This window comes from Pontibacter sp. CAU 1760 (assembly GCF_054482735.1).
The window spans coordinates 61466-83157 of sequence record NZ_JBTLRL010000013.1 but is presented as its reverse complement, the minus strand read 5'-3'; the positions used below and the strand labels follow the sequence as shown (position 1 = coordinate 83157).

Annotated in this window: 21 protein-coding genes; 10 read left to right on the top strand and 11 right to left on the bottom strand. The window is 52.7% G+C overall.

Going from position 1 to position 21692, the window contains the following annotated elements; genetic code table 11:
- The first annotated feature begins 281 nt into the window (after positions 1 to 281).
- Positions 282 to 1079: a HipA family kinase gene (locus tag ACXYMU_RS16840; protein ID WP_458987586.1), complete on the top strand. Its 798-nt coding sequence runs from the start codon at positions 282 to 284 to the stop codon at positions 1077 to 1079.
- The gene (locus ACXYMU_RS16835) at positions 1057 to 1440 is read left to right on the top strand and encodes a DUF3037 domain-containing protein (protein ID WP_458987585.1); all 384 of its coding nucleotides are present in this window, start codon (positions 1057 to 1059) and stop codon (positions 1438 to 1440) included. The genes ACXYMU_RS16840 and ACXYMU_RS16835 overlap by 23 nt, the downstream gene beginning before the upstream one ends.
- Positions 1441 to 1449: 9 nt before the next feature.
- Here ACXYMU_RS16835 and ACXYMU_RS16830 read toward each other — a convergent pair whose 3' ends face one another.
- The 4 genes from ACXYMU_RS16830 to ACXYMU_RS16815 form a co-directional block, all read right to left on the bottom strand.
- Positions 1450 to 2631 (bottom strand): XdhC family protein, encoded by a 1182-nt coding sequence (locus ACXYMU_RS16830; protein ID WP_458987584.1) that lies wholly within the window; start codon positions 2629 to 2631, stop codon positions 1450 to 1452.
- 61 nt (positions 2632 to 2692) lie between these two features.
- The gene (locus ACXYMU_RS16825) at positions 2693 to 4921 is read right to left on the bottom strand and encodes a xanthine dehydrogenase family protein molybdopterin-binding subunit (protein WP_458987583.1); all 2229 of its coding nucleotides are present in this window, start codon (positions 4919 to 4921) and stop codon (positions 2693 to 2695) included.
- A complete protein-coding gene (locus tag ACXYMU_RS16820; protein WP_458987582.1) occupies positions 4918 to 5913 on the bottom strand; it encodes an FAD binding domain-containing protein in 996 nt (331 codons plus the stop codon). The genes ACXYMU_RS16825 and ACXYMU_RS16820 overlap by 4 nt, the downstream gene beginning before the upstream one ends.
- Entirely contained in the window at positions 5910 to 6437 is a 528-nt protein-coding gene (locus ACXYMU_RS16815) for a (2Fe-2S)-binding protein (RefSeq protein WP_458987581.1), read from the bottom strand. Before ACXYMU_RS16815 ends, ACXYMU_RS16820 begins: the two co-directional genes overlap by 4 nt.
- Positions 6438 to 7422: 985 nt before the next feature.
- Here ACXYMU_RS16815 and msrA point away from each other — a divergent pair.
- The 8 genes from msrA to ACXYMU_RS16775 all read left to right on the top strand — a co-directional run bounded on the left by msrA (position 7423) and on the right by ACXYMU_RS16775 (position 14092).
- A complete protein-coding gene (gene msrA, locus ACXYMU_RS16810; protein WP_458987580.1) occupies positions 7423 to 7962 on the top strand; it encodes a peptide-methionine (S)-S-oxide reductase MsrA in 540 nt (179 codons plus the stop codon).
- A gap of 239 nt (positions 7963 to 8201) precedes the next feature.
- Complete coding sequence (locus tag ACXYMU_RS16805; protein WP_458987579.1) at positions 8202 to 10217, top strand: glycoside hydrolase family 97 protein; 2016 nt, start codon at positions 8202 to 8204, stop codon at positions 10215 to 10217.
- 169 nt (positions 10218 to 10386) lie between these two features.
- Positions 10387 to 10791 carry a c-type cytochrome gene (locus tag ACXYMU_RS16800; protein ID WP_458987578.1) on the top strand — a complete coding sequence of 135 codons (405 nt, stop codon included), beginning with the start codon at positions 10387 to 10389 and terminating at the stop codon, positions 10789 to 10791.
- 52 nt (positions 10792 to 10843) lie between these two features.
- On the top strand, positions 10844 to 11599 hold the full coding sequence (locus ACXYMU_RS16795; protein WP_458987577.1) for a sulfite exporter TauE/SafE family protein: 756 nt from the start codon (positions 10844 to 10846) through the stop codon (positions 11597 to 11599).
- A 10-nt stretch (positions 11600 to 11609) separates the two neighbouring features.
- A complete protein-coding gene (moaD, locus tag ACXYMU_RS16790) occupies positions 11610 to 11852 on the top strand; it encodes a molybdopterin converting factor subunit 1 (protein WP_458987576.1) in 243 nt (80 codons plus the stop codon).
- 10 nt (positions 11853 to 11862) lie between these two features.
- Entirely contained in the window at positions 11863 to 12279 is a 417-nt protein-coding gene (locus ACXYMU_RS16785) for a molybdenum cofactor biosynthesis protein MoaE (RefSeq protein ID WP_458987575.1), read from the top strand.
- Between the two features lie 159 nt (positions 12280 to 12438).
- A complete protein-coding gene (locus ACXYMU_RS16780) occupies positions 12439 to 13539 on the top strand; it encodes a T9SS type A sorting domain-containing protein (RefSeq protein ID WP_458987574.1) in 1101 nt (366 codons plus the stop codon).
- A gap of 58 nt (positions 13540 to 13597) precedes the next feature.
- Positions 13598 to 14092 carry a GNAT family N-acetyltransferase gene (locus ACXYMU_RS16775; RefSeq protein WP_458987573.1) on the top strand — a complete coding sequence of 165 codons (495 nt, stop codon included), beginning with the start codon at positions 13598 to 13600 and terminating at the stop codon, positions 14090 to 14092.
- Here the strand turns inward: ACXYMU_RS16775 and ACXYMU_RS16770 are convergent.
- From ACXYMU_RS16770 to ACXYMU_RS16740, 7 genes are all read right to left on the bottom strand, one after another.
- The gene (locus ACXYMU_RS16770; RefSeq protein WP_458987572.1) at positions 14082 to 15242 is read right to left on the bottom strand and encodes an NTP transferase domain-containing protein; all 1161 of its coding nucleotides are present in this window, start codon (positions 15240 to 15242) and stop codon (positions 14082 to 14084) included. The two genes, ACXYMU_RS16775 and ACXYMU_RS16770, sit on opposite strands and share 11 nt — an antisense overlap.
- Positions 15223 to 15699, bottom strand: a complete 477-nt coding sequence (gene moaC, locus ACXYMU_RS16765; RefSeq protein WP_458987571.1) for a cyclic pyranopterin monophosphate synthase MoaC — start codon at positions 15697 to 15699, stop codon at positions 15223 to 15225. The genes ACXYMU_RS16770 and moaC overlap by 20 nt, the downstream gene beginning before the upstream one ends.
- Before the next feature lie 196 nt (positions 15700 to 15895).
- Positions 15896 to 17089 carry a molybdopterin molybdotransferase MoeA gene (locus ACXYMU_RS16760; protein WP_458987570.1) on the bottom strand — a complete coding sequence of 398 codons (1194 nt, stop codon included), beginning with the start codon at positions 17087 to 17089 and terminating at the stop codon, positions 15896 to 15898.
- Positions 17090 to 17188: 99 nt separating this feature from the next.
- Positions 17189 to 18178 carry a GTP 3',8-cyclase MoaA gene (moaA, locus tag ACXYMU_RS16755; protein WP_458987569.1) on the bottom strand — a complete coding sequence of 330 codons (990 nt, stop codon included), beginning with the start codon at positions 18176 to 18178 and terminating at the stop codon, positions 17189 to 17191.
- A gap of 198 nt (positions 18179 to 18376) precedes the next feature.
- On the bottom strand, positions 18377 to 20515 hold the full coding sequence (locus tag ACXYMU_RS16750; RefSeq protein ID WP_458987568.1) for a xanthine dehydrogenase family protein molybdopterin-binding subunit: 2139 nt from the start codon (positions 20513 to 20515) through the stop codon (positions 18377 to 18379).
- A 2-nt stretch (positions 20516 to 20517) separates the two neighbouring features.
- Entirely contained in the window at positions 20518 to 20979 is a 462-nt protein-coding gene (locus ACXYMU_RS16745) for a (2Fe-2S)-binding protein (RefSeq protein ID WP_458987567.1), read from the bottom strand.
- 92 nt (positions 20980 to 21071) lie between these two features.
- On the bottom strand, positions 21072 to 21689 hold the full coding sequence (locus tag ACXYMU_RS16740) for a nucleotidyltransferase family protein (RefSeq protein ID WP_458987566.1): 618 nt from the start codon (positions 21687 to 21689) through the stop codon (positions 21072 to 21074).
- Between the last annotated feature and the right edge of the window lie 3 nt (positions 21690 to 21692).

The window sequence follows — 21692 nt, the reverse complement described above, 5'->3', positions numbered from 1 at the left end:
CGGCAAGGGCTTCGCTTTGGACGCAGCTAAACGTTTGATTTAGGTTGTGATTATCAGTTCAGTAAAATTCCCCCTCTGCTCCTTAGAGGAAAATATATGGGTTTCGTTAACCCCTTTCATTGAGTTGAGCCAGGATACGAGTTGCAAACTAGCGCCTGCAGCGGCTTGCTTTTGCAAACGACCATCAAGTAATCTTGAATCCAGGCGAAGGTTTTGCAGAAAATTGGCCACATTTGCACGATTGACGTGCTGCCATAGCGCTTACCACATACCCGGTGCCCATGAAAGAGAACTTACCAGACCTTCGGAATGTACAGGTCACCCGTTACGTTACCCCGCTACGCGAGGGTGGGTCGCTACCGGCTTTGGTGGAGGCTGATGATGAGTTTAAGTATGTGCTGAAGTTTTATGGCGCGGGGCAAGGAGTAAAAGCCCTGATTGCGGAACTGATTGGCGGCGAACTTGCCCGAAAACTCGGACTGCGGGTACCAGAGCTTGTGTTTGCCTACCTGGATGAAGCCTTTGGCCGCACCGAGCCGGACGAAGAAATTCAGGATTTGCTTCGGGCCAGCGAAGGCCGCAACCTGGCGCTGCATTATTTATCTGGCGCCATTACCTTCGATGCGCTCGTGAACGACGTGGATGCCGAACTAGCCTCGAAGGTGGTATGGCTCGACTGCCTGCTGACCAATGTAGACCGTACCCCGCGCAACACGAATATGCTGATGTGGCACAAGCAGCTTTGGCTGATTGACCATGGCGCTTCGTTGTTCTTTCATCACTCCTGGAACAACTGGGAAGAGCAGGCCAAGCGCCCGTTTGTGCAGGTGAAAGACCACGTGCTGCTGCCGAAAGCATCCGCTTTGGCTGAGGTAGGCCCCACCCTTCGTGCGCTCCTCACGCCTGCGTTTCTCCGATCCGTTGTGGCGCTTATACCTGATGAATGGCTACTGGGCGATGCGCCATTCGAAACCGCAGAGCAGCACCGGCAGGCCTACGTTCAATTCCTCGAGACCCGACTTACACATTCAGAAACTTTTGTCAAAGAAGCGCAAAATGCAAGAAAAGCACTTATTTGAGTATGCCGTTATCCGCGTAGTGCCCTGTGTGGACCGCGAAGAATTCCTGAATGTCGGGGTGATCTTGTATTGCGCCTCCAAGGGTTTCCTCCAAACGGTTTATACCTTGCCACCTGCGCGCCTAAAGGCTTTCGCTGCCACATTGGATGTGGAGGAACTGCAGGAGCGGCTCCGTGCCTTCGAAAGTATCTGTGCAGGTGGTAAAAATGGCGGCACCATCGGGCAACTTCCGCTGGCCTCCCGCTTTCGCTGGCTCACGGCTACCCGTAGCACTGTGGTACAGACATCGCCGGTGCATCCAGGCCTTTGCGCAGACCCGCAGGAAACGATCGATAAGCTACACGCGCAGTTAGTGCTCTAAAGACCAGCGTTAGTCTGTAACAGTCGGCGCGCCCGCTAAGTAGCGCGTCCTGATCTCATCTTGCGCCCGTTGGTGAATGGGATCCATTTTGCCTCGTAACGGGCTGCCTGACTTTTGGGACAGCACCGCTCTGATCTCGGAGATGATGGACAAGGCGATTTCCTCAGGCGTTTCCGCTCCCAGATCCAAGCCGGTCGGCCCGTATACGTGCTGTAACTGCGCAGCAGTATAGGCTATACCTTCGTCTTCCAACTCGTCCAGCATCCGCATTAATTTCTTCTTAGGCCCCAACGAACCGATGTAGGGCACCGCCAAGGGTATAAGCTGGCGGAGCATGGCCAGGTCATAGTTATAGTTATGGGTCATCAGCACAAAAACAGTGTGCCGGTCTAGTGAAAGGTGTTCCAGCACCTGCACTGGCTTGGCCACCAGCACCTGCGAGACCTCTGGAAAGCGGGTTACAGAGGCATAATTGGCGCGCCCATCCACTACTGTCGTTTTCCAGCCGAGTACAGCAGCCAACTGCACCATAGGAAATGCGTCATTCCCGGCTCCAACAATAACCAAGTGCACAGCAGGTTTCAGCACCTCCACAAAGCCTGACCACGTCTGCGTTTCGCCCACATAAGTACAGACCAGGGATTCTCCCTTCCGGAGAGCGTCCTCCGCGTCCGCTTGCAGCGCGACTTGCAGTTCTTTATCGGACAGGGCTACCCCATGCACAGAACCGGATTCGCTTAGCAAAAACCGGGTGCCGACCTGGGCAGCTTTTTTGTCTGCCAACGAGAACAGGGTCACCAATATTGCTTCCTGCCTGCGCTCCAGAAAAGCCTTCAGTAATTGCAGGGGGTTATCCGGATCAGCGGCATCGATCGGCTCGATAAGAATCTGGATGATGCCGTTGCACCCCAAGCCTACGCCCAGGGTCGCGTCGTCTTCGTCGGTGGTGTCATAGGTTACCAGCATGGGCTGCCGCTGCACCATCACAAGCCGGGCCTTGCGGAGCGCATCGCCTTCCAGGCACCCTCCGCTGATGGCGCCGGTCAGGTGGCCCGCCTCGGTTACCAGCATGCGTGCCCCCGGCCTGCGGTAGGATGACCCCTGCACATGCACCACCGTGGCCAGCGCAGTTTGCAGTCCCTCTCGTTGCGCTATTTCATAAGCCGCCACTATATCCTGAATCTCTTTCATCGAACCTACACCCTTGCTATAGAGCAATAATAATCAGTTTGTTAAACTTTAAATGCTACACCTAAGCTTCATTATAAAACATCACCTTATCCAAGGTGATCGGAAGCGAGCGCACCCGCTTGCCGGTGGCATGGTATACGGCATTGGAGATAGCCGCTGCTACCCCCACAACTCCGATTTCGCCGAGCCCCTTGGCTCCCAAAGGGTTCACAATGTCATCGTGCTCCTCTACAAAAATAACATCTATGTCCTGAATATCCGCATTCACGGCCACATGATATTCTGCCAGGTTGTGGTTCATGAACCGCCCAAAGGTATGGTCCATCAAAGACTCCTCTTCAAGCGCCATTCCGATGCCCCAAACCACGCCACCGAGAATCTGGCTTCGTGCAGTTTTTGTGTTGATGATGCGGCCCCCGGCTATGGCACTCACCACCCGCGCCACCTGAATGGTGCCGAAGTCTTCATCCACCCTCACTTCCACAAATACAGCCGAGTGGGCAAAAGGCGCATAGTTATCCTGCTTCTCGTCCGGCTCTGAAGTGACCTCCTGCTCTATTTTATCTACATGCTGCAGCAAATCCTTTAAAAGCACTTTTTGAGAAGCATCCTTTTTAAGCCTTATCGCACCTTCAGCAAATTCGACCTCCTCAAAACCTGCGTTGGGGAATGCGGCAGGCTTGTGCTGTTTTGCAAGCTGCAGGAGCTCCCTGCCCACAGCGTCGCAAGCAAGCTTCACCGCTGAGCCGACAGACGACACCGTCCAGGAGCCACCTTCCAAAGGGGCGTCCGGCAACGTGGAATCCCCAAGCTTGAAGGTAACATCCTCCAGGGGTAACCCCAGCGCTTCGGCAGCCAACTGCGACATAACGGTGTAGGTACCAGTTCCGATATCGGCTGTGGCGCTGCTTACGGTTAGCTTACCGTTTGGGGTAAGCGTGGCCCTGGCGCTCGCCTTTTGTTGCGCCGCTTCCCAAGCCCCCGTCGCCATACCCCAACCAATCAACTGGTGCCCTTCCCGCATTGACTTAGGCGTTGGGTTACGCTTGCTCCAGCCAAAGCGCGCTGCGCCCTGCCGATAGCACTCTTTTAACTCTTTGCTGGTGAAGGGGGCGTCTTTGGTTTGGTCTTTTTCGGTGTAGTTTTTCAAGCGAAGCGCTATTGGGTCCATCCCCAGCTCCACAGCCAGTTCGTCCATGGCTGTTTCGAGGGCATACAAGCCAGTCGAGCCGCCGGGCGCGCGCATGTCCAGTGGGGTATACACATCAAGCCCGATGAGTTTGTAGTCGAAAGCGACATTGTCGCATTGGTATAGCGTGTTGGCCCAGGTGATTACGTTCTCGGCATAATCCTCAAAGCGTGACGTCTCAGCATAAGCATTGTGGCGAATGGCCTTTAACTTACCATCAGCGCCGGCACCTAACTGTACCTGCTGGATAGTGGCTGGACGATGGCCGAAGGAGAACATCTGTTGCCGCGTAAGGACTACCTTTACCGAGCGCTTCAGAGCCAATGCGGCCATCACCGTGAGAAAAAGCTGGTACTGCGGACGCAGCCCTGATCCAAAAGCTCCTCCTACAAAGGGAGACAAGACACGCGCATCTTCCGGGTTTAGCCCAAAAATCTGGTCGATGTACTTCTGGCTGTTCTTAACGCTCTGGGTTTTGTCATAGATCGTCAGGGTACCGTCCTCCTGCCAGATGGCGGTGGAGGCGTGCGGCTCCATCGGGTTGTGATGCTCCGAAGGCTGCAAGTATTCCTGGTTAATTTGTGTAGCGGCACCGGTGTACGCAGCGTCTGCATCACCCCGTGGCTCCGGTGGCTCCTGCGACTTATACTCTTCCGGCACGTAGGCTTTATCGCGGTTGCCAGGCAAATCGGTGTCATGGGTGGCTTGCGCATAGGTTACCCTTACCAGCGAGGCGCCATACCGGGCTGCTTCATAGCTATCGGCCACTACAAGCGCGATGGGCTGCTGGTTAAACTGCACCTCCTTGTCATAAAGCGGCCGGAAAGGTGCACCCGGCGGCGAATCCTCATCCTGGTAGCATTTATCAAACCATGCTACTTTGGGCCTGTTCTCGTGTGTGAATACCTGCAGCACGCCTTCCAGTCGCAGGGCCTGGCTGCTGTCGATCTCCTTGATTGTACCTTTTGCAATAGTGCTGGACACCACATAGCCATAAAGCAGGGACTGTGCATGGAATTCGGCTGCATATCTGGCTTCGCCGGTGACCTTTAGCCGCCCATCTACCCGATTGGCGGGTTTTCCTACATAGTTTGTTTTCATCGTTTGCCTTTCATTTCGGTTGCCTGTTGCAGTGCACGCACAATGGTCCGCTTTGCCAGTTCAATTTTAAATGTATTGTGCTGATACCCTTCGGCCCCTGCCAGGTAAGCCTCTGCCACTTTCCTGAAATTTGCAGCTGTGGCGCGCTGGCCGTGTAACAGTGCCTCGGCGGCAGGCAAGCGCCAGGGTTTATGGGCCACGCCGCCAAGCGCAATGCGGGCTTCTTTCACAGTATCGCCCTCCAAATCCAGGCAGGCTGCCACCGACACCAGGGCAAAGGCATAGGAAGCACGGTCGCGCACTTTCAGGTAAGCGTAGTTTGTTGCAAAGCCTTCGGCTGGGAGTTCGATGGAAGTAATGAGCTCGTCAGGAGCTAAATCTGTTTCTATTTCTGGCGTATCGCCTGGCAGTCGGTGAAAGTCAGCGAAAGCAATGCTGCGCTGGCCATTTGGCCCCTGCACCTGCACCGTAGCGGCCAGAGCAGCCAGGGCTACACACATATCGCTGGGGTGCGTGGCAATGCACGCCTTGCTCTGCCCAAGTATGGCATGGATGCGGTTGAACCCGTTGATAGCCGAGCAGCCCGATCCGGGCTCGCGTTTGTTGCACGGCGTGGCCTTATCGTAAAAATAGTAGCAGCGGGTGCGTTGCAGCAGGTTACCCCCGTCTGTTGCTTTGTTGCGCAACTGGGCCGTGGCACCCGCCAATATGGCATGCGACAAAACAGGATAGCGCTTCTCTACCTGCGGATGGTAAGCCGTGTCGGCATTCGTCACCAAGGCGCCAAGTTGCAAGCCTCCTGCCTCCGTTTCGGTTACCTGCCCGATGTCCAGCCGGGTGATGTCGACGAGGTGGCGGGGCTGCATGACATCAATCTTCATCAGGTCCAGCAGGTTGGTGCCGCCCGCAATAAACTGGGCTTCGGTGTGGCCGGTGCGTTGCTGCACCGCATCCGCTACACCTGCAGCTCTGTGGTAAGTAAAGCTTCTCATGACGTCTGGACCCTTTCCAGTGCTTCCTGCACTACTTTAACTATATTCACATAAGCACCACATCTACAGATGTTCCCGCTCATTAAGTCTCTTATGTCTGCCAGCGTCTTCGCCTTTCCTTCGTTCAGCAAACCAATAGTGGAGCAAATTTGGCCCGGGGTACAGTATCCACACTGAAAAGCATCATGGTCGATAAAGGATTGCTGCACCGGATGCAGTTCCCCGTCTTTGGTCAAGCCTTCCACAGTTGTAATCTCAGCGCCATCATGCATCACAGCCAGGGTAAGACACGAATTGATCCGTTTGCCATCCAGCAGGATGGTGCAGGCACCACACTGGCCATGATCGCAGCCTTTTTTGGTGCCCGTGAGTTGCAGGTGTTCGCGCAAGAGGTCAAGCAGTGTCGTCCAGGGGGCCAGTTGCAATTGCATGGAAGTACCGTTGACGACCAGGGTTACAGGCTGTTTGGGAGCAATCCATGGCTTCCCCTCCTGCGCGGCCTCGGTTTTGTTTTTTTCATTCATAGCGTGTTGTGGTGTAGTTGAATGGATGCCGGAGCGATTTGTTTATAGGCTACGATCGGTTAGCAGCAGGCTTAGGTAAGCAGAAGAGACTTAAATTGAAGGCCCCGCTTCGTTTGCCACTTAATCGGCAGCATTTGAATTGATACGTTGCCTGCTGCCACGGGTTCGTACTCCCTCTGCCCAACACTTTGGAAGGAGGAATCAAATTCCAATAAAACATTTGTCTAATAAAAACAATATATAAAGCTTATTATCAGGTTATTGAAAATACACCCTTAAAGTTTTGGCTTTCATCTTAGACCAACAATCAGACAACACCCTGGAAAGGATTTAAGAAAATGCTAGGTTCTGATGCGCGCATGTTAGCCAATGGCCGCCGGAGAGCTAATCCAGGTTATCTAAGTATGATAGGGCTGAAGTCATGTATAAACCTGATTTGGCAGCAGGCTTAGTTACAGATAGAGCGCTGATGCTTTTTTAAACGCCCCAGGTTTACTTCAACTCAATGCATCATCTGACTGAAGTCGCTTTAAGTAAAATGGGCCTTATAAGCATATTCATTTCAACAGGTCCAGAAGGGCGATTCCCAACTACAACCAACTTAAACCTTAACTCAAGAATTACAACATTAGCACCTGATTTAAAGCTATTTGTAAAAACAAATACATTCGTATAATAACTTTTATACACTTTCTAACCTCGCCCTAAGCTAGACTCATACAAAGTGCTTTCCGGTGTACTTAGAGGCTTTATCATGTAGGGCTACAGCCTTTAAAGCTGAACGCGGTGATATGTGATGTTGTGGGTATGGCTTGCTCAGGGAACGATGTGCCATAGAGTGCGTAGAAACCCTGACACACTTTTGCAAACCCCGCATATACCCCTCACTTCTACATAGTTGATATGAAGGTTAAACAGTGGGTATAAAAAAGTCAAAACTGCTAGGCGGTTTACCTGTTAAAGCGTAGCACAAATTACTAGAGACATGGAGAACAAGGAGAATAATTTAGAGCTGGCTACTTTTGCCGGTGGTTGCTTTTGGTGTATGGTAAAGCCATTCGACCAGTGGCCAGGAGTCATAAAAGTAGTGTCTGGTTATACGGGTGGTGAGCTGCCAAACCCTACTTACGAGCAGGTATGCTCCGACACAACCGGACATTATGAAGCAGTGCAAATCACCTTCGACCCCGCCGTAATATCCTACAAGGAAATACTCGAGGTGTTCTGGCAGCAAATAGACCCGACCGATGCAGGCGGGCAGTTCGGCGACAGGGGATCCTCGTACCAAACCGCTATCTTCTACCACTCCGATGAACAGCGGCAGCAAGCAGAGGAGTCTAAAAAGCAACTGGCTGCGAATGGCCCTTTCAATGGCCCCATTGTTACGCCCATTTTGCCTGCGAAGCCTTTTTACCCTGCCGAGGCCTATCATCAGGATTACTACAAAAAGAACCCGGCGCATTACCAGCGCTACAACGTGGGCTCAGGAAGGGCCGGCCACATCGAACGCCACTGGAAAAAATAATCGCATCCCGCAACAAAAGCAAACAGCCACCCAGTTATAGGGTGGCTGTTTGCTTTCGTATGCTTCTCATCGGTTAGCCTGATCACAATGGAAACCTGATACATTTTTAGCAAAAAATAAGCCTATGCTATACATCCCTTCGATAAACCAAGTTGACACAAGGATTAAAGTGCAGCTTCTGCTAAATTGAATCTTCACCCGTTAAAACCATCGTTTATTCTAACCCAACATACGAATTGATGAAGCAAAAATTCATGATTCTGGTCCTGCTGCTGATTTATGGGCATGCCCTCCTGGCGCAGCAGAACCCGAGTACGTTCCCATCCATTACGCTAAAGTCACCGGACGGTAAGATAACCACGGCTATCACCTTAGCCGACAAAATCCGGTATGGTGTGCAGCACGAGCAAGATGTGGTGCTGGCGCCTTCACCCGTTTCGCTGCAACTAACCAATGGGGAGACCTTGGGGGCTAACCCGCACCTGAAGGACACCAAACGACGTGCAGTGGACGAGCGCTTTAAAACGCCGATTTACAAAAGAGCAGAGGTAGAGGACAACTACAACGAGCTTGAACTTGATTTCCGCGGAGATTACAGGCTTATTTTTCGCGCCTACAACGATGGGGTGGCCTACCGCTTTGTTACCTCGCGGAAGAAAGACTTTGAGGTAAAGAATGAGGAAGCAACTTTTAACTTCGCCGCTGACCATACCGCTATTGTGCCTTATGTAAAGCAGGATGGTAAAACCACGATCGAGGAGCAGTTCAACAATTCCTTTGAGAACACCTACACCCATACCCCCCTCTCCCAACTCGACCCAGCGCGGCTGGCCTTTCTACCGCTGGTAGTAGATATAGGAAACGGCAAAAAAGTAGCCATCACGGAGGCTGACCTGGAAAGTTATCCGGGGATGTACCTGATCAACAGAAACGGTGACAAGGCTCTGACCGCCGTGTTTGCCCCTTACCCGAAGCGGGTAGAGCAAACGGGCCACAATATGCTGCAAATGTTTGTGCGCGAGCGCGAGGATTATATTGCGAAAGTAAAAGGCGAGCGCAGATTTCCGTGGCGTACCCTGGTAATTTCTACAGACGACAAGCAATTGGCTGATAGCGACATGGTCTATAAACTGGCCTCTCCGTCACGCTTGAAAGACGCCTCCTGGGTTAAGCCGGGCAAGGTGGCCTGGGATTGGTGGAATGACTGGAATCTGGAAGGCGTGGACTTTAAAGCCGGTATCAACAACGCCACTTACAAATACTACATCGACTTTGCAGCTGCCAATAACATTGAATACGTGATTCTGGATGAAGGCTGGGCCGTGAACATGAAGGCCGACCTGATGCAGGTGATCCCAGAAATTGACTTAGAAGAACTGATCCGCTACGGAAAGCAGAAGAACGTTGGCATAATCCTGTGGGCTGGCTACCATGCCTTCGATCGCGATATGGATCGGGTGGCCAGGCACTATGCCGACATGGGCGTGAAAGGCTTTAAGGTGGACTTCATGGACCGCGACGACCAAAAGATGGTGGATTTTTACTACCGTGCTGCCGAAGTGGGCGCCCGCAACAAACTCCTCATGGATTTCCATGGGGCCTACAAACCCACCGGTTTGCAGCGGACTTACCCTAACGTGATCAACTTTGAGGGGGTACATGGCCTGGAGCAAATGAAGTGGTCGGGCCCGGAAGTGGACCAGGTGACCTATGACGTTACCATGCCTTTTATTAGGATGCTGGCTGGCCCTGTGGATTATAACCAGGGAGCCATGCGCAACGCCACCCGCAGCACCTATAGGCCAATAAACTCCGAACCCATGAGCCAGGGGACACGCAGCCGGCAGCTGGCCGAATGTGTGATTTTCGAATCGCCTGTTAACATGCTGGCCGACAGCCCGAGCAATTACCTGAAAGAGCAGGAAAGCACCACGTTTATGGCTGCTGTGCCGGAGGTATGGGACGAAACCATTGCCCTGAGCGGCAAGATCGGGGAGCACATTGCCATTGCCCGCCGCAAAGGAAACGAGTGGTATGTCGGTGCCCTTACCAATTGGGATGCTCGGGAAATGGAGCTGGACCTCTCGTTTCTAGGTACTGGAAATTACAAAGCCGAGGTGTTTAAGGACGGGATGAACGCGCACCGCAAGGCCTCCGATTACCGGCATGAGACGGTGGAGGTACCGCAAAGCAAAAAGCTAAAAATTGCGCTAGCCCCAGGCGGAGGCTATGTGGCGCGCATCTTCAAACCTTAAGCCCATTAGCCCATTACAGTATATACCTTACAAAAGCCTGTTGCGTAACCGCGATGGGCTTTTTTCGGCCCGTTGCTCACTGCTTTCTACACATTAAAAGAGCACTTTCTTTAAAAGTTCATGCATAGCTTCGCGAAAAGCTTTAATTTAGATGTTTTATTAAATTGATATGATGATAAAAGCAATAGTAGCTGCTGTGCTTATACCCTTAGGTTACTTATACACAACTCAGACAGATGGGCTCACTGCCAGTGCAAAGCGCGGCGAAGCGGTTTATAAGACCAACTGCCAAAGTTGCCACCAGGCAAATGGAGAAGGTATTGCGGGCGTTTTCCCACCGTTAGCCAAGTCCGATTTTCTGCTGAAGGACCAAAAGCGGGCCATTGGCGTTGTGCTGCATGGCCTGAACGGCGAAATTAAAGTAAACGGACAGGTATTCAACATGGTGATGCCAGCACAAGGTGCCCTCTCCGACCAGGAGGTGGCTGATGTGCTGAATTACGTGCAAAACAACTGGGGGAACAAGGCAAAGCCTGTTACACCAACGCAGGTGAGCGAAGCCCGGAAAAAGTAGTTTCTTTATAGTGCTTCCGACATCCTGATAACAGCTTATACCACCCCCTTGCATGGAACACTGGGAACTGCTTGTATTCTTCTTTGCTGTTGCGTTTATCTATGCTTCCGTGGGGTTTGGCGGCGGGTCCAGTTACCTGGCCATACTAGCCCTATATGCCCTGCCGTTCAAAGAGCTGCGCCTGATTGCCCTGGTTTGCAACATTGTGGTGGTAACAGGCGGCACGATCCTTTTTATACAGAACCACCACGTTAACTGGCGCAAAATTGTTCCGCTGGTTATCTTTAGTGTGCCCATGGCCTTTGTGGGCGCCACGTTGCGCATCGAGCAACGCACCTTTTTTATATTGTTGGGCTGCAGCCTGCTCGTGGCCTCAGCGCTGTTATGGTCGCGCAAACGGTTCACCGATACGCCAACTCAGGTAGCGGCAACACCTGGCACGTATGCTAAAGACGGGTTGCTGGGCGGAGGCATTGGGTTCCTTTCCGGCATGCTCGGCATCGGCGGCGGCATTTTCCTTTCCCCTTTGCTCAACCTCATCCGGTGGGATAACCCTAAAAAGATTGCGGCCACTGCCAGCGTTTTTATACTCGTCAATTCCATATCCGGTATACTCGGGCAACTCACGCAGTTGCCACCCTCCGTCAATGGGGTGCGTATTGTTTTACTGGGGGCAGCCGTGTTGGCGGGCGGCCAACTGGGCTCGCGCATCGCCATCCTGAAATTCGACCCAATCATGATTCGGCGCATGACGGCTGTGCTGATATTCGTAGCGGGTATTGAAGTACTTTACAAACACCTGTTTTAAGTAGATCGATATGAAAATAAAAGTCATGGCTTTTGGAGTGGCCAAAGACATCTTCGGGGCCTCGGTGGTGGAAGTGGACATGGCCGCCAAAAGCACCGTAGCCAACCTCAAAGCTGCTCTAGAAGCCCGATACCCGCGTCTCCAGCAGCTTTCCTCATTCATGATTGCCGTGAATGAAGAGTATGCCGAAGCAGGAAACTCCCTGCAACCACACGACGAAGTAGCCATCATACCTCCGGTGAGCGGGGGTTAACCAGAAACTGATGATCGATATACAAGTAACAGAAACGCCCCTCGACATGGCAGCCGGTATTGAATGGGTCATGTCGCCGCAAAGCGGGGGGATTGATGTGTTTATTGGCACAGTGCGTGACGCTACCAAGGGTAAAACGGTGCTGCGCCTTGAGTTTGAGAGCTACGTACCCATGGCCTTGCGCGAGATGCGCAAGCTGGCCGAGCAGGCGATGGAGAAATGGCCGTTACACAGGGTCCTGCTTCACCACCGGGTAGGCGTATTGCAGGTGGGCGAAGTGCCTGTGGTGATCGCAGTATCAGCAGCGCACCGCGATGCCGCCTTCGATGCCTGCCGCTTCCTGATCGATACCCTGAAACAAACCGTGCCTATCTGGAAAAAGGAGATTTTCGAAGACGGCGAGGTCTGGGTAGCCGCTCATCCGTAAAACCCTACAACAGAATCATTTACTTGCTTCACACAGCAGATCAAATCTCTTCCTGAATAATGAACTAGGCTGAAACAGCAATAGTTTTGCGCGCCACTCGGAACCCAATCCCTGCAAATTGGCTTGTAAATAAGTATCCTGGTGCATACTTTATCCTGTATGAGATTATCTCTTGTTCTGATTTGCCTGCTCACGCTCCCCGTTTTGTGTTTTGGTCAGCAACTCCAACTGGTCACCCCGCTGAATGCTGCCGTACACGAAACCTCCGGTTTGATATACCTTCGCCATAAGATCATTACCCATAACGACTCAGGCTGGCAACCTGCCCTGCTGGAAATTGACAGCCTCACCGGCCAGGTAACGCGCCGGGTCACTATCTCCAACACCACCAACGTAGACTGGGAGGACATTTGTCATGATGCTGAGTTTATATACATCGGCGATTTTGGCAACAACAACGGCAACCGTACCAACCTTAGGATTTACCGCATTCCTATTGCAGCGTATTTCGCAGCGGGAACCACAAGCGTGGCTGCCGAGATCATAAAATTCAGCTATGCTGACCAGACAGACTACTCCGCACAGTCCCTATCAACCAATTTCGATGCAGAGGCTTTCATAGCACGAGGCGACAGCCTGTTCCTGTTCACAAAAAACTGGGGAAACAGCTGGTCCAATGTTTATGCGCTGCCTAAAGCCCCCGGTACGTATACTGCCCACAAAATAGACAGCATAAACACGAATGGGTTGGTAACAAGCGCCGCGTACCAGGCAGGTTCTGACAGGGTGCTGCTCACGGGCTACTCCTTTACAATGCCTTTTGTAGTGGAACTCAGTCGCTTTAGGAATGGCCTCTTTTCGAATGGCAAGGTGGTTCGGCACCAGATCAGGCCGCCAGCAGGCTACTCCACGCAGATCGAGGCAATCGCCATCCTGAAGGAAAACCATTATTTTCTCACTGCCGAAGGGAATGACCTGGGAAAGGTGGCCCTGTATAGCCTGCAGACGGATAACCTGCTAGGGATAGATGCCCCTGTGGCGCAACAAGGCATGCTATACCCCAACCCTGCAACCGATCGGGTGCATTTGGCCTACGACAACCTGGCTGCCGTGGAGGTTTACGATGCAAGGGGCGTACTGTGCAAAACCGCATCGACAGCCGACATCAACCTTACCGGACTCGGCAAAGGCGTCTATTTCCTGCTCATCACAGACAAGCGAGGCAATTTATACCCCACCAGAAAGTTAATCTTGCAGTAGCACTAAAATATCACATGCTTCGGCTATTTTAGTGTTCCATACCTCAAATTTAATTTGGATGATAACCCTTGTCAGAACAGATTCTAGTAATGCAGATTTTGTAGCCCTGGTACTCCTGCTGGATACAGACCTTGCCATCAGAGACGGCGAGGACCATTCTTTTTATGCCCAATTCAACAAACTTGATAGCATCAGAAATGCCGTGGTGGCTTATGCCGGAGAACAGGCTGTAGGCTGCGGTGCCTTCAAGCCTTATGCTGACGATGCCGTGGAGGTGAAGCGGATGTATGTGCTGCCAGCGTGCAGACGACAGGGCGTGGCAAAATCGGTTCTTAGTGAACTAGAGACATGGGCGCAGCAAATCGGCTATTCACGGCTTGTCCTGGAAACCGGCAAGGCGCAGCCGGAGGCGATACAGTTATACCTCAGAAGCCATTATGAGCAGATTCCTAATTATGGACAGTATGCGGGGATAGAAAACAGCGTCTGCATGCAGAAACTCTTACCTTCTCCCCCAATTCAGGCTTCCCACAAAGGGGGACTTACTTCCTGATCATCCGTTTTACCCGTTCCAGTTCCTCCGGCGTGTTCACGTTTTGCAAAGCTTCCGGGTGCGCAGGCTGCAGCAACTGCACATTGCTGTTGCGCAGCACTTTGCGCGGACAGGTATACCCTTGCGCCAGGAAAGACAGTAGCAGCGGATAGCTCTTCGGCTCCCATACGGTAATCAGTGGCTCCGGCAACCCATCGTGCGGACTGCTAAAAGTAGTTGCGACAGCAGCGCTGTTGCGTTGCCCCACCAGTTCATTTAGCGTGGCTTCATTTAGCAATGGCAGATCGCAGGCCACTACCAACCAGGCGGCATCGGGCTGCTCCCGAAAAGCAGACAGGATGGCCCCGTATGGCCCCAGTCCAGTAAAGGTATCAACCAAGGTGCTGTAGCCATTTGCCTCAAAAGCAGGTTGCTGCGATGCCTGGCACGAAATGTATACTTCCGGGCATACCTCCTGCAATAGCTCTGCCATGAAAAACCGCTGCTCCTTGCCGTGCCAATTGATCGCGCCTTTGTCGTACCCCATGCGTTGGCTTTGCCCTCCTGCCAGCACCAATCCGTTCAGTACCGGTATGGCCAGTTGCATCTGCTCCTGAAAGAAGCGGATGATCTGCTCCGTATCGCTCAATTTAAAAGTGGGCAACCCTTGCCAGCCCGGAACAGCCTCCCGCACAAAATCAAAAACCTCTTCTACCCCATCGGCCAGCAACAACAGCCGCACATCCGTCAGTTGCGCTGTTCTCTTCTGTAGTGAAGCCCGTTTGCGCTCATCCAAAATAACAACCTGTGCTTTGGAATGCTGGTGATTTCCGTTTACCAGTACCAGGTCTATCTCCGCGAACGTTTGCCTGAACTGAAAAGTAGTTGGAGCCTGGCTTAGGTCAATCTGATGGTGTGTGATCTGGTCGGTGTATTCTGCCAAGGCACCTGCTCCCAGACGGCCTGGCAGGGCATCCACGGCATCAGCGTGGGCATGTGAGGCATCCACGTAAGCACATTTATACTTCTTTGCTAACGCCTGAATCAGGTGATCAGCCAATGCTTTTATCTCTCCACAAGGCGCTCCCACAAAAGCATACTCGTTTCGGGCAAAGTTGCCGTAGGCAGGGCGGGCTAGCTGGCTGTGTTTTTTATGCTCTTTCAAAGTCACGCTTACCTCCTGTCTTGGCTATCAGTTTCGTTTCCTTGATGATGATGTCGTGGCTCAGGGCTTTGCACATGTCATACACGGTCAGGGCTGCTACCGATGCTCCCACCAGCGCCTCCATCTCCACGCCGGTTTTGGCTGTGATGCTGGCCGTGCAGTCTATCACGAGTTCGTCTGCTTCATTCAGGTGCAGGCTTACATCGCAGTTGTCCAGCCCCAACGGGTGGCAAAGCGGAATCAGTTCCCCTGTTTTTTTTGCTCCCATAATGCCCGCAATAATCGCGATCTGGAACACCGAGCCTTTTTTGGTTTGAATATCGCCCTCGTTCAATTTCTGGAGCACTTCCGGAGGCAAGGCTACGAGGCAACGCGCTGTAGCGGTGCGACGCGTCACCTGCTTTCCGCCCACATCCACCATTGTCGCTTTTCCCTTTTCATTCAAATGTGAAAACTCAGCCATGCTTTTTTGATCTTGATTTGTCCGCCGAACTGGCAAATTTCATTTTATACGTTTCGAATACAGCAGCCTGCAATGTAAGCATTCATCAGCCGGCTTTTTTCTGATCGTCCGCCTTCCAGTGATGAATTGCCCCTGTAACGATTCCTTTTCCCTGTTCACTGCGCGAAGGGTAAGTATATATCGCCATGCTGGTTTCTTATTTAAAAGGCCACACCCGGTAAACTTCACCAGCCTTGAAGATAGCTTGCGCAGCTGGAAGCTCCAAAAAAGCGTCTGCCGCTACCAGGTTGGCAAAGTCGCCTGAGCCGTTCCCTGCCAGGGGCGTTGCCTGCAACTGCCCCTTATCTGAAACCTGTAACGCTACCTGCAAGAAATACTGCAGCGCCGGATCAAATGAAAAGTCCTGTGTTAAAGCAGCATACATTGGCGGCTTTAACACACCCAAACAAGCTTCCAGCCAGGGTATAAAATAGCGGTGCAAACACATAAAAGTTGATGCCGGATTACCCGGCAAGGCAAACACCAATGCGCCCCCCGGATGTTTGCCGAACCAAAACGGTTTGCCGGGCCTTTGCTGTACCTTATGAAACAACTTTTCTACCTGCAGCAAGACGAGCACCTGGGGAATGAAATCGAACTTACCCATCGAAATGCCACCACTCAGCAGGATTACATCGTACTGCGCCAGGCATTCTTTCAGGTGTTGCTTGATAGCTTCTACCTCGTCGGGGATATGTAGCAGGTCGGCGTGCAGGTGGTATTTCTGGAGCGCCGCCTGCACCATGTGGCTGTTGGAGCGCCTAATCTGGTAAGGCAGGGGCGTTTCCTCCACCGCCACCAGTTCATCGCCGGTAGAGATTACCACGACTTTGGGCAGCTTTCTTACCGTCAGCTCAGTGGCTCCCACTGCCGCCGCCATCCCGATCAGTCCTGGTGAAATAACTTGATCCGCGGTAGCCACTACCTCGTGCCGCTTCTTATCCTTGCCCTGCGCATGGACGTTCTGCCCTTGCCGGATTTCTGAAACCAGGACTTTTGCGAAGCCGTTCTCTATCTCCAGGTCTTCGTAACGGATGACCGTATCCGCGGAAGCCGTGAGGGCCGCGCCTGTCATGATCTCGATACATGCGGATGCGTCCGGCAAAGTAATTGGTGCGTCACCGGCAGCCTGCGTTGCTGCAATTCTGAAAGACCTGACACCCTGCCGGAACGCTGCAAAGGAAATAGCGATGCCATCCATGGCCACGCGGTTAAAGGGGGGCAGGTCACGGTCTGTGCGCAGGTCCTCGGCTAACACGCGTCCAAGTGCCGCATCAAAAGGCAGCCGCTCAGTGCCGTACCCGCGTACTTCTTTCTGAATGATTGCTTCTGCTTCCTGTACGGTTACCATCGTGTTTTTAAGCTTGTTAACGCGCTTGACCTGCATCTTGGCTCTATGGCCAGTATGGTGCAGATACTATAACCTATCTATTGAGATAAACAGCCTGCCCTAGCCGCCAATTGTGGCCATGGACGCAGAGAGGGAGGTATGGCCCGCGCTGTTTTTCTCTGCTATCCAGCCATCGGCATCCTTCATGCTGATAGCTTCCCGAAGTGCAGTTCCCAAAGCTGCATCGCTGGCTCCATTCCTCATTAAATCTTTAAAATTCATGACGCTGTGGCCGTAGAGGCAGGTTTTCATATCCCCTAGCGGGGTTAGCCGAAGGCGGTTGCAGGTGCCGCAAAACGAACGGGTAAAGGCAGCAATAACTCCTACAGTTCCTTTATGGCCCGGAATGCTATAATTAAAGGAGGTGGAAAATGGCGGATCGACCAGCTTTGTAATGTCCGGGAACTTCGCTCTGATGGTGTCCAGAATCTGTACATGGTCCCAACTGAGGCTTTTTACCTGGCCGGCTCCCCCGTTAAAAGGCATTTCCTCGATAAAGCGCACACTCACGGGCAAGTCTTTGGTGAGTTCCACCAAGGGGATGATATCATCCGTGTTCTGGCCTTCCATCACCACCGCATTCAACTTCACCTCGATGTCATGCCGTAGCAATTGCTCCAGCGTCTCCATCACCTGCGGCAGCTCGTCACGGCGTGTGATGGCAAAGAAACGGTTGCGGTCCAGGGTATCCAGGCTCAGGTTCACGGAACGGATTCCGATCCGCTTCATTTCCGCCACATAGGGTGCCGTGAGAACGCCATTTGTTGTTAGGGTAAGGTGTTCCAATCCAGGTATTTGCGCCAATTCAGCAAGAAAAGGCATGAATCCCTTCCGCACAAAAGGCTCACCGCCTGTTAGCCGGATCTTGTTTATACCCATTGCCACAAACACAGCACACAGCCGCAGCATTTCCTCGTACGACATCAGTTCCTTGCGGTCCATCCAGTCTATACCCTCCTCAGGCATACAATAGAAGCACCGCAGGTTGCAACGATCCGTTATGGCCAGCCGCAGGTAATTTATGTTTCTTCCGTGTCTGTCTGTTAACATCTTCCTCCTCTGTCTTCGGGCAGTCAAGCTATCCCTTTTGGAAATGTGTTGCTATACCTGTTAAGGCAATCACCTTCATACTAGTTCAGTTATACCACTTCGGTAAGCAAAGCAATAAATAGAAATATGCCACTGGTATAAGTTTAAGGCTTATCCCAGCGGCATGCTTTGATGAATTTCAGGGCAATAAAATGCCTGTTAAACGGTCTTGAGTTCCTGCTGCTCCATAAATGGCTGGTCGCGCAGGCGCTTACCAGTGGCCTTGAAGATAGCATTTGCCACAGCCCCTCCCGTAGGCGGCAATGATGGCTCACCTAACCCGGTCGGGTCAATGCCGTTCTGCATGAAATGCACATCTACTTCCGGTATTTCTTTCATCCGGATCAGGCGGTAGTCATTGAAGTTGTTTTGCTCCGGCACACCGTTCTTGAAAGTCAGGTTGCTGTACATGGCATGGCCCAATCCATCCACGATACCGCCGCGCACCTGCTGGTAGGCTCCGCTCAGGTTGATGACCATTCCGCAATCTACCGCCGCATGTATCTTGCTGATCACAGGCTTCTTGTCCTTCAAAGCTACCTCTGCAACCTGCGCCACATAGGAACGGTGCGAGAAGTAAACGCTGAAGCCCTGGGCTACACCTTTCTTCTTTCCCCATCCGGACTTCTCAGCTGCCAGGTTAATCACACCTTTCATCCGGTCGATGTCGTACTTTATTTCTCCAACAGGCTTCTTTTTGGCCTTATCCAGCAACTCCAGGCGGAACTGCACAGGATCCTTGCCAGCAGCCTGCGCCACTTCGTCCAGGAAAGATTGTTCGGCAAAAGCCAGGAAATTGGTGATCGGTGCGCGCCAAGGTCCGGTTGTGATCGGTGAGGTATGTTCCACCGAGTCGATCAACAGGTTGTCTACCGCTCCGGAGGGGAAATTATCCTCGCGGGTGGAGTTACCAGCATTCATACCTACCCCACGCAGCTTATACCCTGTCATATTGCCTTTGGCATCAAGTGCAGCCTCAAAGCGGTAACGTACTGCCGGGCGGTAGGTGCCACCTGTCATGTCGTCTTCACGGGTCCAGATTACTTTTACCGGGGCCTTGATGAGGCTAGAGAGCTCAGCAGCCTCCAGCACGTAGTCGGCACTCAGGCGGCGGCCAAAACCACCTCCGAGGCGTGTCATCTCCACGGTAACCTTTTCAGGAGCTACCTGCAGCAATTTAGCCACTACGTCACGAGCTCTTTCCGGGGTTTGTGTTGGTCCTACCAATTCCACGCCGTCTGGGCGCACGTGCGCGAAGAAGTTCATCGGCTCCATCGGGCTATGCGACAGGAACGGGCACTGGTATTCGCTTTTCACCACCTTCGCGGCATTCTTGAAAGCTGTTGCCACATCCCCATCTTTTCTTCTTACAGTCGCGTCCGGGCTATCCAGCAACGTCTTAAAGATACGGTTATGGTCGGCGCTGCTCTCGAGGGCACCGTCAGGCTCATAAGCAATCTTCAATGCCTTGCGGGCCTTGTTTACTTGCCAGGTCGATTTGCCTACTACCGCCACGTTGTTCTGGAAGGTAACGACATCCACGATGCCGGGCATGGCTTTGGCCGCGCTGGCATCCACCGACTTGAGCTTCATGCCGAAAGCTTCCGGCCGTTGAATCACCGCAAACAGCATCCCCTCCCGGTAGAAATCCAGTCCGTAAAGGGGTTTGCCTGTTAGCATTTCATTGTTGTCCACGTTCCGGACAGCCGTGCCGATCAGCTTAAAGTCTTTCGGGTCTTTTAGTTTTACGTCTTTGGGCACCGGTATCTTGGAGGCTGCCGTAGCCAGTTTTCCATAGCTTAACTTACGCCCGGTGGCAGGGTGCAGCACCATGCCGTTCTCTGTTTTAAGGGACGCAGCCGGCACTTTCCACTGCTTTGCAGCCGCCTCCAGCAGCATATGCCGGGCGGTGGCACCGGCTTTGCGCAGTCGTTCCCATGAGTGCGGAACGGCCCCGCTTCCGCCGGTCACCTGACGCTCATATTTGTTTGTGTCGAGTGGTGCTTGCACCACCTTTACCTTTTTCCAGTCTGCATCCAGTTCCTCCGCCACAATCATCGGGAAAGAGGTTTTGATGTTCTGCCCGAGCTCCGGGTTCGGCGAGAAGATGGTCACGATGCCGTCCGGGGAGAGAGCCAGGAAACTGTTGAAGTCTATGTTGCCAGCCGCAACTGCGGCATCACTAACCAGTTCCGAGGCCAGGGAACTGGTCCAGCTGAAGCCCAGGAAAAGCCCGCCGCCTGCTGTGGCAGCCAGCTTCATGAAATTACGTCTACTTGGTTTTGAGAGAGAGGCCATGGCTATTTGGTTTTGGTGGCGGCTAAGGCAACAGCCTCACGGATACGGTGATAAGTACCACAACGGCAGATATTTCCGTTCATGGCATTCTCGATTTCCTTGGTGTTTGGCTTGGGATTCTTGCTCAGCAGGGCTGAGGCCGTCATCATCTGCCCTGCTTGGCAGTAGCCGCACTGCGGCACATCCACCTCATCCCAGGCCAGCTGAACCGGGTGGTCACCATTTTCTGACAAGCCCTCGATTGTGGTGACAGATGCTGTGCCAATGGCAGCCACCGGGTACACGCACGAGCGGATGGCGTTTCCATCCATGTGCACCGTGCAGGCGCCGCATTGGGCAATTCCGCAGCCATATTTCGTCCCAACAAGCCCAAGGTGGTCGCGCAGCACCCATAGCAACGGCGTGTCTGGTTCAACGTCGGCTTGATAGCTACGCCCGTTGATGTTCAGTTTATAAGAGGCCATAATAATTCCATCTGGTTATTTCAAGGTAAGATAAGGCTATAATCGCAAAACGTAAAACCAAAATGCCATTTTTATAGCTAATCAATTTAATTTTAAGTGATTAAGGCCGCATAATCTTCGGGAGTGTCAATATCTATACCTCCCTGCGCAAAGGCAACGGCCGCTTTATCATGGGCATACCGCTGCAGCAGCTTCTTGGCGCCTACCTGAGCGTTTAACCCTAACAACTCCTCAAAATAGTTTTGGCTGAAAAGCACCGGCGTACCGTGCGTGTTGTTATAGTGGCTGGCCACGATGCCTTTACTGGTTGCTGCTAGGGTAGCAATCAACTGATCCAGGAGTGCAGCAGTGACAAATGGCTGGTCGCAAACCATCAGGATCACGCCATCAAGCTGAGCAGGCTCTGAATCAAGCAGTGCCGTGAGTCCACGCCGAATAGAGCTTCCCATCCCCTCCTGCCAATCAGGGTTGTGTACCTTCACAAGCTTTGAATCGAACGGAAGGCCCGCTTCCATACCCCCCTGGTTCGCCCCGGTCACTACCACTACCCGATGGCTTTGAGCGGAGAGCGCTACCTGCACGGCATGCTGCAACAGCGTCTGCCCCCGAAAAACCAACGCCTGTTTCGGGGAACCCATTCGGGTAGCCGCGCCCGCAGCTAACACCACCACCCCAATCCGTAGAGGTGCAACCGCAGCTATATCATCCATCTA